At 71.9% G+C, this 13093-nt stretch carries 10 protein-coding genes; 3 read left to right on the top strand and 7 right to left on the bottom strand.

Annotated elements, in window-relative coordinates; genetic code table 11:
* Window positions 1-154 precede the first annotated feature (154 nt).
* Both FH609_RS05350 and FH609_RS05345 read right to left on the bottom strand, forming a co-directional pair.
* On the bottom strand, window positions 155-1363 hold the full coding sequence (locus FH609_RS05350; RefSeq protein ID WP_139666022.1) for an RNA-guided endonuclease InsQ/TnpB family protein: 1209 nt from the start codon (window positions 1361-1363) through the stop codon (window positions 155-157).
* A 13-nt stretch (window positions 1364-1376) separates the two neighbouring features.
* On the bottom strand, window positions 1377-2492 hold the full coding sequence (locus tag FH609_RS05345; RefSeq protein ID WP_139666021.1) for a hypothetical protein: 1116 nt from the start codon (window positions 2490-2492) through the stop codon (window positions 1377-1379).
* A 541-nt stretch (window positions 2493-3033) separates the two neighbouring features.
* On the opposite strand from FH609_RS05345, the gene FH609_RS32075 reads away from it, so the two are divergent.
* The 3 genes from FH609_RS32075 (at window position 3034) to FH609_RS05330 (ending at window position 9351) form a co-directional block, all read left to right on the top strand.
* Window positions 3034-5142, top strand: a complete 2109-nt coding sequence (locus tag FH609_RS32075) for a glycosyltransferase family 4 protein (protein WP_139707850.1) — start codon at window positions 3034-3036, stop codon at window positions 5140-5142.
* A 103-nt stretch (window positions 5143-5245) separates the two neighbouring features.
* On the top strand, window positions 5246-6175 hold the full coding sequence (locus FH609_RS05335) for a sterol desaturase family protein (protein WP_139666019.1): 930 nt from the start codon (window positions 5246-5248) through the stop codon (window positions 6173-6175).
* A 149-nt stretch (window positions 6176-6324) separates the two neighbouring features.
* Window positions 6325-9351 carry an AfsR/SARP family transcriptional regulator gene (locus tag FH609_RS05330; protein WP_139666018.1) on the top strand — a complete coding sequence of 1009 codons (3027 nt, stop codon included), beginning with the start codon at window positions 6325-6327 and terminating at the stop codon, window positions 9349-9351.
* Window positions 9352-9438: 87 nt separating this feature from the next.
* On the opposite strand, the gene FH609_RS05325 is transcribed toward FH609_RS05330, so the two are convergent.
* The 5 genes from FH609_RS05325 to FH609_RS05305 all read right to left on the bottom strand — a co-directional run bounded on the left by FH609_RS05325 (window position 9439) and on the right by FH609_RS05305 (window position 13039).
* The gene (locus FH609_RS05325; protein WP_139666017.1) at window positions 9439-10044 is read right to left on the bottom strand and encodes a M23 family metallopeptidase; all 606 of its coding nucleotides are present in this window, start codon (window positions 10042-10044) and stop codon (window positions 9439-9441) included.
* 223 nt (window positions 10045-10267) lie between these two features.
* Entirely contained in the window at window positions 10268-10561 is a 294-nt protein-coding gene (locus tag FH609_RS05320) for a hypothetical protein (protein ID WP_226961419.1), read from the bottom strand.
* A 57-nt stretch (window positions 10562-10618) separates the two neighbouring features.
* The gene (locus FH609_RS05315) at window positions 10619-11248 is read right to left on the bottom strand and encodes a hypothetical protein (RefSeq protein ID WP_139666015.1); all 630 of its coding nucleotides are present in this window, start codon (window positions 11246-11248) and stop codon (window positions 10619-10621) included.
* Window positions 11248-11829, bottom strand: coding sequence for a hypothetical protein (locus FH609_RS05310; RefSeq protein ID WP_139666014.1), 582 nt, complete (start codon window positions 11827-11829; stop codon window positions 11248-11250). Before FH609_RS05310 ends, FH609_RS05315 begins: the two co-directional genes overlap by 1 nt.
* Window positions 11830-11854: 25 nt before the next feature.
* Complete coding sequence (locus FH609_RS05305; protein ID WP_139666013.1) at window positions 11855-13039, bottom strand: putative T7SS-secreted protein; 1185 nt, start codon at window positions 13037-13039, stop codon at window positions 11855-11857.
* Window positions 13040-13093: the final 54 nt, after the last annotated feature.

Raw genomic sequence — 13093 nt, 5'->3', positions numbered from 1 at the left:
TGTCATAGCTGTGGGAGCGCTGGGTGGTGCGCCACTCCTCGCCCGCGCCCTGGTCGAGTGAGGTGAACGTCGTCTCGCGGGCGGTGCCGGTGAGGTGGGCGGAGCGGGTGCCCCAGTCGGAGACATAGCGGCGCTCGTTGACTTCCTCCCCCGCCTAAAGGCAGGGGATTCCAGTGGTCGCCCGCTGGGTTTCCTGTTTCATCGACGACTGCCCTGTCCGGGAGGACTCCCGTTGAGGTCTTACACCGTCTCCACAGGCAGACGCGGCGAGCCCGGCCGCCAGAATGGTGCGTGCCGCGTTCCCATCACGGTCATGCGTGGTGCCGCACTCACACGTCCAAGTCCGGACGTGCAACGGCAGCTTCTCGCGGATCGTGCCGCAGGCCCCGCACAGCTTGGCGCTGGGGAAGTAGCGGTCGATCACCACCAGTTCACGCCCGTACCAGGAGCATTTGTACTCCAGCATGGAGCGCAGCTCGCTCCATGCGGCGTCGGAGATGGCGCGGGCGAGCGAGTGGTTCTTCAGCAGGTTGCGGACGGACAGGTCCTCGATCACGACCGTTTGGTTCTCACGGACGAGCCGAGTCGACAGCTTGTGCAAGTGGTCCCGACGCCGGTCAACGATCCTGGCGTGCACCTTGGCGACGCGGCGCCGGGCCTTGGCCCGGTTGTTGGAGCCCTTCGCCTTGCGCGACAACTCCCGCTGCGCGCGAGCCAGGCGAGCGCGATCCCGGCACTCATGCTTCGGGTTGGCGATCTTCTCCCCGGTGGACAGCGTCACCAGCGAAGCGATCCCGACGTCGACACCGACCGCGTTCGTCGTGGCCGGGGCCGGGGCGATCGTGTCCTCGCACAGCATCGAGACGAACCAACGCCCCGCCCCGTCGCGGGAGACCGTCACCGTCGAAGGACTCACACCCTCGGGCAGGGGACGCGACCAACGGATATCCAACGGCCCGACCATCTTCGCCAGCGTGAGTTGCCCGTCACGGAACGTGAACGCGGAGCGGGTGTACTCAGCCGAAGCCCGGGACCTCTTCCTCGACTTGAAACGCGGATACTTCGCCCGCTTGCCGAAGAAATTGGTGAACGCGGTCTGAAGGTGACGCAGCGCCTGTTGGAGCGGGACGCAGGACACCTCGGCCAGGAAGGCCAGTTCCTCGGTCCTCTTCCACCCGGTCAGCATCGCCGACGACTCCGCGTAGGAGACCCGGCGCCGCTCACCGTGCCAGGCGCGGGTGCGTTCCTCCAGCGCCCTGTTGTAGACGAGGCGGACGCAGCCGAACGTGCGCGACAGCTCCACCGCCTGCTCGCTCGTGGGGTAGAAGCGGTACCGAAAAGCCCGCCTGACCTGCCGCGTCACACCGCACACTCTATCAACGCTCGTGTAGACGCCGGACGTTGCTTGGTGACCGGTGGACGCCGGTCCGCCCCAACGGCGAACCGGCTTTCCCTGCCCCGCTCCGCGCGAGCTTCGTTCTCTCCCCCGGCTGAAGCCGGGGGTATCCACGAAGGAGACCGATGAAGCCGGCGCCGAGGTCGAAGCCGTCGCCGGCCCAGGAGCCCTGGTTGTTGGTGCCGCCGGTGCGGCCGTCGATGGTCGCGGCCGAGTAGTCAAGCGACAGCTCGGGCACCAGGCCGCCGGGCACGTCGGGCGCCGGCATCGGGTACGACCAGGTGAAGTCGCCGGTGTTGAGGCCGACTTCCCAGCTGGCGGACGGCGAGAGCTGCGACGCCGTGTGGTCGCCCTGCTCGCCCTCGTCCGCCGCCACGGCGGCCAGCAGCAGCGGCTCGCCGGGTTCGAGCGTCACGTCGGGGGCGGTCAGCGTCTGCCGGCCGGTGTCGTTGACGGAACGGACCGGCCGCCGCTCGCGGCAGTCGGCGTCCTCGGGGCGCTCCGCCGCGCAGGCGGGGAGCTGGACGAACGTCAGACGGGAGCCGTAGTTGCCGCCGTAGGCGTCGGCGAAGGCGGCGTAGTCCAGTTCGACGCCGACCTGTTGGGCGACGGCCGGGTTCAACGGGGAGGCGGGGGCCGTCTGTTGGGCGTTCCCGGCGTCCTCGGGGAGGGTGACGGCGAGGAGTACACCTCGGGTGCCGGTCGCCTCGGCGGCCGCCGGGTCGTAGGTCTCGACGGTCGCCGTTCGCCCGGCCCGCGCGCCCTCGGCGGGCGGCTGCTGGGCCATCGGCGGGGCCACCCGGGGGGCGACCAGCCGCACCGCCGAGTCGGCGACGGCCGGGCTGAACCCGGCGCTCGCGGCGCCGGGCAGCGGCACCTCGACCCGTGCCGGCTCGGGCCACGCGGCCGCCGGCTCGGGCGCCGGCGTCACCTCGTGCGACTCCGGCCGGGGCGGCACCGGCAGCCCGTCGGTGCCGGGCACCGACGGCTCCGACGCCGGCAACTCCGGCCGCCCGCTGTCGTCGGCCGTCGCCGTGCTCATCGTCGCGGCCTGCAACAGCGAGCCGATCATCAACAGCGCCAGCGCCAATGACACCCGCCGGGACGGGGCGGCGGCGGAACGCGCGGGCGCCCCTCGGCGGACGGCCGTCCCCCGCGCAGCGGGAGCAACCCTGCCCAGCCGCAGCGGTCTCGTCCCGCCCAGGTTTCCGGACCCACGCATCGGTCGAACCCCCTCCACGGATCACACACATCCCCCCATGGAGGCGTGACGGGCCGTCACTCTATGGCGACGCAAACGACACGAACAGATCGAGGCTGATGGACATTCAGGCATAACCAAGAAGATTCAGATCAACGGTGATCGTGATGTGCGCCACACCGTATCGACCACCAGGGCGTCACGCCGTCGCGACCGAGCGCGTACATCACGCCTCGCCGGCTCGCTCAACTCATCGTGTATACAGCGGAGTTGACTCGGCGACGCACCCTCGACCAACACCTCGCAACCACCCCCACCCACTTGACGCCTGTACGTCAACACCCCGTAACCCCCTGTGCCACCATGACGAACCATCAACCAAACGGTGACGCAGACGTGGGGGACGGGTGCGTCGCATGGCCTGTGGGGGGCTTTCGTGAAGGTCGTGTTCCTGCTGAACAACGCCTACGGCATCGGCGGCACCATCCGGTCCGTAGCAAACTTGTCCGCTGGCCTGGCGGAACGCGGACACACGGTGAGCATCACCAGTCTCTACCGTCACCGCGACACGACCAGCTTCGCCTTCGATCCCCGCGTGCCCGTCGAGGCGTTGATCGACGAGCGCGAGGGCTCGGCTGACCCGTCGCTGCCCGCCGCCTCCCGCCCCAGCCAACTGCTGCCCGCCTGGCAGGACGGCGTCAGTCTGCTCAGCGACCAACGCGTCCGCGCGCACCTCGCCGAACTCGACGCCGACGTCGTCGTGTCCACCCGACCCACCCTCAGCGTCTACCTCGGCCACTACGGCACCGGCCGCTATCTGCGCATCGGCCAGGAGCACGCCCCGCTCGCCACCCGCCCACCCGAGGGCCAGGCCCTCCGGCTGGAGGCCGTCCCGCTCCTCGACGCGTTCACCCCCGTCTCGGCGGCCGACGCCACCGCCTACCGGCAGGCCCTGCCCGAGGCCCGCACCCTCATCGAGCGGCTCCCCAACTGCTCACCGCTGCCCGAGGTTTCGCCCGCCACCGGCACCACCCGCACCGTCGTCGCCGCCGGCCGCCTGGTGGCGACCAAGCGCTACGACCGCCTGATCAACGCCTTCGCCCAGCTCGCCGACGAGTTCCCCGACTGGACCCTGCGCATCTACGGACGCGGCCCCGAACGGCCCGCCCTCCGCGCCCGGATCGCCCGCCACGGCCTGGCCGACCGGGCCCGCCTCATGGGCGCGGTCGCGCCGATCGAGACCGAGTGGGCCAAGGGCGCCGTCGCCGCCGTCACCTCGCAGTGGGAGTCGTTCGGCCTGACCATCGTCGAGGCCATGGCCTGCGGCGTTCCCGTCCTCTCCACCGACTGCCCGCACGGCCCCGCCGAACTCATCACCCACGGCCGGGACGGCTACCTGGTCCCGGCCGGCGGCGACCCCGACGACGACGCCGTGCCCGGCATAGCCGCCGGCCTGCGCACATTGATGAAGGACGAGGCGCTCCGCCGCCACCTCGCCGCCAACGCGCTGGCCACCGCCCGGCGTTACTCCCCCGACCTGATTGCTCAGCAGTTCGAGGACCTGACGGCCCGGCTACGCCCCGCCGCCCGAGCCGGTCGCACCGGCCGACTCGCCCGCCTGCGGAGCCTGTTCGGCGCCCGCCCCGCCGCCGCCGAGGAGCCGCGCCCCGAACCGGCGCCGCCCGAGCACCCCACCACCCACGCCGTCGCCGCCCCCGACGGCTCCCTCACCGTCACCCTCGACCGCCCCACCCGGGGCGAACTCCTCCTCCGGCTGCGCAGGGACCCCCAACGCCGGTCCGTCCGCGTGCCGTTCGACCGGCACGGCCGCGCCACCGTCCACCGCGCCGAGCACACCCTGGCCGAGGGCCGCTGGGACGCCTTCCTCGCCACCGCCGAACGGCCGAAGCCGCAACGCCTCGCCGCCCGCCTCGTCGAGACCGCCGCCCTGGTCGGCGCCCGGCCCCGCCCCACCCCGAAGGGCGCCACCGCCTGGATTCCCTACCCCACCAAGGACGGCAACCTCACCCTCCGCACCTGGCAGCGCCCCCACCACGCCGAGGTCACCGCGATCCGCACCACCGACACCACCGCGACCATCGTGGTCGGGACCCCGTTCGCGCCGGGCAGCCGCGTCGCCGCGCGCGACGCCACCGGCCGCGAGACCCCGCTGACCGTCACCCCCACCGCCGACGGCCAGCTCGCCGCCACCCTCGCCTACGCCGACCTGCCGCTACCCCGGACCGCGCCCGCGCCCGCCGAGCCCCGCACCTGGCGCCTCCACCTCACCACCCCCGAGGGCCACACCGCCCCGCTCGCCCGCATCGCCGGCGACACCCCCGACCGCCGCAGGACGGACGCCCACCCCGCCGCGCCCCTCCGAACCGGCGACGCCACCGGCACCGGCACCGGCACCGGCACCGGCACCATGACCGTGCGCCCGGCCTTCACCGGCGACAACGACCTCACCCTGCTCGCCGAACCAGCCGAACCGACCGAACCGGCCGAACCGGCCGAACCGGCCGAGACCAACGAACGCGCCTGAGCCACCTCTGTGGGGAACTGACAACGCCCGGCCCGCCCCGCCTCGTTCTACTTGTCGGTAACGGGGGCTAGCCGGGTCCCGCACCCGGCTCTACGGTCGTCCCATGCCGAACCTGCCCGATATCGTGCTGTGGTCCATACCGGCGTTCGTGCTGCTCACCGTCGTGGAAATGGTCAGTTACCGCCTCCATCCCGACGATGACAAGGCCGGATACGAAACCAAGGACGCCGCGACCAGTCTCAGCATGGGCCTCGGCAGTCTCTTCTTCGACATACTGTGGAAGATCCCGATCGTCGCGATCTACACCGCCGTCTATGAACTGACCCCGCTCCGGGTCGAGTTGACGTGGTGGACGGTCCCGCTGATGCTGCTCGCGCAGGACTTCTTCTACTACTGGTCGCACCGGGGCCACCACGTCATCCGCGTCCTGTGGGCCTGCCACGTGGTGCACCACAGCAGCCGGAAGTTCAACCTCACCACCGCGCTCCGCCAGCCCTGGACGAGCGTGACGTCCTGGCCGTTCTACCTGCCGCTGATCGCGCTCGGCGTCCACCCGGCGGCCCTCGCGTTCTGCTCCTCCCTCAACCTCGTATACCAGTTCTGGATTCATACCGAGCGCATCGACCGGCTGCCCCGCCCCGTTGAGTTCGTCCTCAACACGCCGTCCCACCACCGCGTGCACCACGCGTCCCAGGGCAGCTACCTGGACCGGAACTTCGGCGGCATCCTCATCGTCTGGGACCGGCTCTTCGGCTCCTGGGCCGGCGAGGTAGAGCGGCCCGTCTACGGCCTGACCAAGAACATCACCACCCACAACCCGCTGCGCGTCGCCACCCACGAGTACGCCGCCATCGCCCGCGACCTCCGCGCCGCGCACGGCTGGCGGGAACGGGCGGGGCGGATGTTCCGCGGCCCCGGCTGGCAGCCCGCCCCCGCTCCCGAGGTTCCCGACGCTTCCGACGCTTCCGACGCTTCCGACGGTCCCGGGCAGCGCCGGCCGGCCCCTCCCCTGTCCCCGCCGCTGTCCCCTTGACGCCCCAACTCCCGCCACGCCGCGCCCCGTTCCGCGCCGGGGCCGACGCACCGTGGCCCCGGCGCCCCGCCCCCGCAGGCACTCTGTTCCCGGACCTTCGGACACCAGTACGCTCGCCGCAGTTGTCGGACGATCGCGGAGGCGCGCCGATGGGGGAGCCGACGTTCGGGGTGTTGGGGCCCCTCCAGGTGCGGGCGCCCGCCGGCCCGACCGTGCCCGCCGCCAGCCCAACGGCCCCCGCCGCCGGCCCGACGGTCCCCGTCGGCGGGCCGAAGCCGAGGGCCGTCCTCGCCACGCTCCTGCTCCAACCCGGCGGGTTCGTCTCGCTGGACCTGCTGACCGAGGTGCTGTGGCCCGGCGGCGCGCCCCGGTCCGCCGTCGCCAACGTCCGCACCTATGTGCGCACGCTGCGACGCGCGTTGACGGCCGCCGGCGTTCCCACCGACGGGCTGCGCACCGAGCCGGCCGGCTACGCGCTGGACGTCGCGCCGCACGAGGTCGACATGTCGCTCTTCGAGCGGCGCCTCGACCAGGCCAGGGCGGCGGACGAACGCGGCGACGACACCGCCGCGCTGCACGGCTACGAGGCGGCGCTCGCGCTGTGGCGCGGCGGCGTCCTCGCCGACCTGCCGCCCAGCGTGGTCTGGGACCCGGCGGTCACCAGGGCCGAGGAGCTGCGCTCGGTCGCGGCCGACCGCTGCCTTGAGGTGCGGCTGCGCCTGGGCGACTACCCGCCGCTGGTCGCCGAGTTGCGCACCCGGCTGGTGGCCGACCCGCTGCGCGAGGACCTGTGGCGGATGCTGGTGCAGGCGCTGCACGGCGCCGGCCGCACCGCCGAGGCGCGCGACGCCTACGCCAGGGCGGAACGCACGCTCGCCGCCGAGCTGGGCGTCGCCCCCAGCGCGCCGCTGCGCACCGTGGGCGCCGAGGTCAACGGCTACGCCGGGCCCCGGCGCGCCACGGCGCCGGCACCGGTCTGCCAACTCCCCGTGGACATCCCGGACTTCACCGGCCGGGCCGAGGAGGTCGGCGCGCTGGAGCGCCGGCTGTCGGCGGCGCGCGGCGCGCCGGTGGTCCTGGTGGTGTCGGGGCCGCCGGGCTCCGGCAAGTCGACGCTGGCGGTGCACGTGGCGCACCGGGTGCGCGCGGCCTTCCCCGACGGGCAGCTCTTCGTCGACCTGGGCGGGATGAGCGACCAGCCGCGCGAACCGGCCGACGTGCTGGCCGAGATGCTGCGCGGCCTCGGCGTCATCGACGGTGCCATCCCCGCCGAACTGGGCGAACGCGCCGCGCTGTTCCGCTCCCGGCTGGCACAACGCCGGTTCCTCATCGTGCTCGACGACGCCGGGGACGGCGCGCAGGTGCGCCCGCTGCTGCCCGGCACGGGCGGCTCGGCGGTCATCGTCAGCTCGCGCCGCCGGCTGCCGGGGCTGCCGGCGCACCACTGCCCGCTCGGCGTGATGCCGCTCGACGACGCCCGCGCGCTGCTCGCCACCATCGTCGGCCCGGACCGGCTGCGGCGGGCGGGTGCCGACACCGACCGGGTGCTCGCCGGCTGCGGCGCGCTGCCGCTGGCGGTGCGGATCGCCGGCTCCCGGCTGGCGAACCGGCCGGGCTGGACGCTCGGCACCCTCGCCGACTTCCTGCACGACGAGCGCGGCCGGCTGGACCAGCTGCGGACCGGCGAGCTGGAGGTGCGCGCCAGCGCCGAGTTGAGCTACCGCCACCTGCCGGGGCCGGCGGCCGAGACGTTCCGCGTCTTCGGGCAGCTGCCCGACGAGCCGGTCGCCGGCTGGCTCGTCGCGGTGGCGGCCGGGCACGCCGACGAGCGGCCCGGCGGCCTGGAGACGCTGCTCGACGAGCACCTGGTGGAGGTGGTGGCCACCGACCCGCTCGGGCTGCGGCGTTTCCGGATGCACGACCTGCTGCGCTGCTACGCGCGGGAGTTGGCCGAGGAGGAACGATCCGAGCTGCGGCGCACCCGCCAACTCCGGTCGTTCGACGCCCTGATCGCGCTCGCCCGCTGCGCCAACGCGGCGATGCCCACCCGTTTCCTCGGCGTCCTCGGCGAGGCGGTGCCGCCGACCGGGCCGGCCGCCGCCGTAGCGCCGGCCGTGCGGGCCAGGCCCGTCGAGTGGCTGGAGACCGAACGCCGGGTCCTGGTCGCGGCCGTGGAGTCGGCGCTGCGGCTCGGCGAGGTGGCGCGGGCGGCCGAGTTGGCCATTGAGCTGGCGAGCTTCTTCGACATGCGCGGCTACTACGACGAGTGGCTCCGCACCCACCGGCTGGTCCTCGACGCGATGCGGCCGGCGCCGGCCGGGACCCCGAACGCCACCGCCGCTGCCCCGCCCGCGCCGCTCGCGCCACCCGTGCCGCCGGTGGACGCGCGCGCCGCCGCGCTGCCGACCGACGCCCGCGCCGCCGCGTTGCTCCGCAACCTCGGCCAACTCCACCTCTACCAGGACCGTTACGCCGACGCCGTGGCCGCGTTCGTCGCCTCGCGCGAGATCTTCGCCGCGCTGGGCCTGCGGTCCGGGGAGGCGGTCGCCGCCGTGGGCGCCGGCTCGGTGTACCGGGTCCTCGGCGACCTCGACGCCGCGCTCGACACGTTCGCCGAGTCGCTGCGCGACTTCCGCGCGGCCGGCGACCGGCACGGGGAGGCGGTGGCGCACAACGCCATCGCCTCGGTGTGGCTGGAGCGGCGGGACCCGGACGCCGCCGCGCCCTGGCTGGCCGGCGCCCTGGAACTCTCCCGCGACGTCGGCGACCGGCACCGCGAGGCGCAGGTGCGCCGCCGGATCGCGGTGGCGCACGAGCAGCGCGGCGAGCCGCACGCGGCGCACGGCGAACTGGAACGCGCCCTCGACATCTTCGACGAGCTGGCCGACACCCACTGCGCCGCCTATGTGCGGCAGAGCATCGGGGAGTTGTGCCTGCGGCAGGGCAACGCGGGCCGGGCCTCGGCGCTGCTGGTCGACGCGCTGGCCGCGCAGCGGCAGCTGGGCGACCGCCGGGCCGAGGCCCGGGTGGCGTGCCTGCTGGGCGAGTTGCACCGGGCGACCGGGCGGGAGCACACGGCGCGGCGCTACTTCCACCGCTCCCTGTCGGCCTGGCGCCGGCTCGACGCCCGCGACCAGGCCGAGCTGGTCGACGCCAAGCTCCGCGGGGTGCGCTGACCACGCGGCCCGTCAACGCGCGTAGCTTTCGGGCGGGTTGACGGGCCGCAGGGTGGGCGCCTCGCGGGGCGGCGCGCGGGCGGTGGGTCAGCAGTTGTTGGTGCTCCGCTGGGTGCGCTTGAGGAAGTCGGACCAGCGGACGCCCTGCACCACCGAGACGACGACCGAGCCGTTGTGGATCTGCTCGTAGTGCAGGTGCGGCGACAGGTTGTACTTCGCGGACGTGGCGCCGACCGTTCCGATCCGCTGGCCGCGCGTCACCTGCGCGCCCACCGCGACGCCCCGGGATTTGAGGTGCGCGTAGCGGGTGCGCCAGCCGTCGCCGTGGTCGATCACGATGGTGTTGCCGTAGCCGGTGGTCGTGGAGTAGTGCGAGGACACCACCCGGCCGCCGGCGCTGGCCAGCACGACCCGGCCCAGGTCGTCGGGGTTGCCGTTGGCGTCGTAGTGGTTCCAGTCGATGGAGTGCGCCGGGCTGTGGCCGTTCCAGTTGCTGCCGGTCCACACCTGGTCGCAGCGGAACGGCATCCGGAACGCGGGCCGCGCCAGCGCGTCCACGTCCGAGGCGGCGGCCTCCGCCGAGCCACCCTCCGCCGAGCCGCCCTGCGGCGCGGCGCCCGCGAGCGGAGCGGCCACCACCACGGCGGCGACCGCCCCCAGAGCCGCCCATAACCTGTGGGAACGTCTGCGCATGGTTACTCCCCTGTCCTGCCGGGCTCGATGACGCGGCGATTCAAGCGCGGACGCATACAAAGCAGATACACGCGGGGGCGGGACACCGGCGGCGGCCCGGCCGCCGCCGGCGGGGGCGTCCCGCCGGCGGCGGGGGCGTGCCGCCGGCGGGGGCAGGGCTCAGCCGCCCCCGCCGCGATGGCGAGGAGCGCCCGGCCTCCCGACCGGCGAGAACGAGGACAACTCAGCATTCGTCAAAGGTCCTGGCCAGCGCCTCGTCGATATCGCGAAACGCGACCAGCACTTCGTCCAGGCACGTGGCAGCCGCGTCGGAGAACTCGGCCAACTTGCCGATTCCGTACTCCCATTCATCGCCGAAGTCATCCATCCGCTGTTCCAACCGGTCCACGCCCATGTCGGAACCATTGACGTCGGCCATGGCCCGGCAGGGCTGCTCCAACAGCTGCGCGATACTGCGGATGTTGTCGCGATTGGTGCTCAGCATTTCGTAGTCCAGATACAGGTCGCTACTGCTCACAGATGCCTCCCGAGGGCTGGATGGGAACATGGGGTGGGGCAGACCTGAGTGGCCACGTCAGCCGGTGCTCAGTTCGGTCGCCATGGAGGTCCGCGACTCGGAGAATGTCAGGCTGCGCAACAGCCTCACCAGCAATGGCATATACCGCTCCCAGTGTCCAGCGGCGGGCGTACTGAAGGTGACAATGAGCATCCGCTGTTCGGTGCTCGCACTTCCTTCGGGTACTGGAACGTACGCCTGTAACTCCGCAAAGGGCACCTCGGACGGCTCCATGCCGGGCGACCGGAATCCCCGGGGTCCGGTCACCACTGCGGCCGGCTGCCCGCAGGGCAGGGGGTACACGTCGCCGGACCACAGCGGGCCTCGCGACGCGACCAGGGATTGCAGGACGCCCTCCGCCGCGACGCGAGTATCAGGACCGTAGTCCAACTCCCGGACTGCGACGGTGAGTACCGCAAGGGACAGCTCGTCCTCCAGATAGCCCATCACCGCACCGGCGTAGACGGCTCCCGCCCGCTCCATCGCGAGGGAACAGGCATGTACCTCGTTGAGGTAGGACCGTTCCCGATCAGCATCCCCACCCGCGTAGGCCCGAGCCCGCTCGGCAGCCAGAGCGTAGGTCTCCTCGGGTGTCATCCCGATGGGCAGCTGAGCGAACCACTCGGGTGTCTCGAAACTGGCGAACATCAGCCGCTCTCTCCCCTTCCGTCATAACTCCAGAACACGCGCTGCGCCTCGAATCTCGCCAACGCGCCTCGGTAGCGAGCCTCCAGTTCGGCCCTTCGCCCCGGCCCCACCGGGTTGTTCACCAGATAAAGCACTCCCACTCCAAGGCAGAGCGGAATCAGCACCCAGCTGACAAAGAACAGCCACACCGAGATGACCACCAACCCCATCATCAACAGTACGGCTCGGAGCCTGACGGCTGGCAGCGAATGGCGCGTAAGGAGAAACAGTTTCAGCCGGTGTTTGCCTGCCTCCTGCGGCGAGATCGCCCCCGGGGGCACGCCCGGAGGCAGCGCCGTCGCCCACCATGAACCATTCACGCGGTAGTGGTAACGCGCCCACGCCGCCCGTCTCTGGGCAACCTCACCGTCATCGCGAATGAACCGCAGCCGGATAGGTCCCCCCGTCGACTGCACTCGATGCTCGGACAGGACGTAGCCGAACTCATGGGCAACTGCGATGACTTCGTGCACATCCCGAAAAATCTTCACCTCGACGGCCGCGGCACCGTCAAACGCGGGAACGTAGTCCTCAACGGGCATGGATCACTCCCGGTCGTTGCATGACTCAGCCTTCCTGAGCACCGGATTGCCAGGCGTTCTCGAAGCCGACGAGCAGATGGCCTCCCGAGAAGGCCTGGAGCCACTGGCGTGGGTTCGTGGGAACGAAGCTCTCAAATACCGAAGGGTCCTCAACGAGCCCAATGACACTGTCCAGCGTGCCAACGTTGTTCAGCGTGTTGGCCCCTTGCGTACGGGCGATAGCGGCGCCGGTACGGCCGAAGGCTCCGATCACTGGGATGGCGCCGAGCAGGTCCTGCCCGAAACTGCGCAGTGGAACGTCATGACCGGCGAGCCGCGCCGTACCGTGAGCGACCAACGCTCCGGCCGCGAGACCTGCCGAAACGCCGATGAGTACAGGAGCTGCTGGGCCTGCTACCAGGGCCGCCAGCCCGACCACCGTGCTGACGAACGACAGCACGTCACCTATGGCTGCGATCATCGCCGCGTGCTCGACGATCCACTCACCGACGGCGGTCGCGATCTCGCCAACCGCCTCGACGATATCGGTGGCGGCATCGACCAAAGCACTACCGAGTCGCGAGAAGAAGCCCGGCTCGTTGGGCGCCATCGCCATCGCCCGAGCGATACGGTCGGCGATGGCGTCGCCCTGCTCGATGAAGTAGTCGCGTAACCATTCGGCCTGCTGGCGCACTTCGGCCAGCTGTTCCTGTAACTGCTGATGCTGCTCCAGCAGTCGCATCCGCTCCCGGGCCGCTCGCTCGGCCTCCTCCTGGTTCTCCGCATCGCCCCCATCGCGCTGGTCATCCTCGCGACCGAGAAGCTCGTCCCAGCCAGGTGCGGGAGGTAACGCGTCTAAGGAGGTCTGGATCTCCTGGGCCTGCCCCTCCAGGGAGCGAGCGACACGCTGCTGCCCCGGCACGAACTCAGCCCATTCCTCCAGTGCTTGTGCAGCGAGCAGGAAAGACTCGTGGACCTGTTCCACCTTGGGTTTGAAGTCGTCGTCGAAGCGCTCACGAAAGGCTTCGGCCGACTGCCCGCGCCACTGGCCCTGCCCGGCCCCGCGCAGCAGCGCGACGATGTCGCCGAGCGCAGTGGTGGTGCTCCTGACCTGCTCGGCCACATGGTCAATGGCGCTCTGCCTACCAGGACAGGGCACGAACCCCAACGCTGGGTACTGGCCTGCCTGTTCCGCGTCCGGCTCCACCGGCGTCGACGGCCAGAAGGTCATCCGGCGCCCCCCTGCCCGCAGTTCCCGGTCATCACGACACGCGTCATGTGGTTC

This window comes from Streptomyces sp. 3MP-14 (assembly GCF_006334905.2).
Taxonomy (GTDB): domain Bacteria; phylum Actinomycetota; class Actinomycetes; order Streptomycetales; family Streptomycetaceae; genus Streptomyces; species Streptomyces triticirhizae.
The sequence above is the reverse complement of the archived record's forward strand: the minus strand, read 5'-3'. Positions and strand labels throughout refer to the sequence as shown.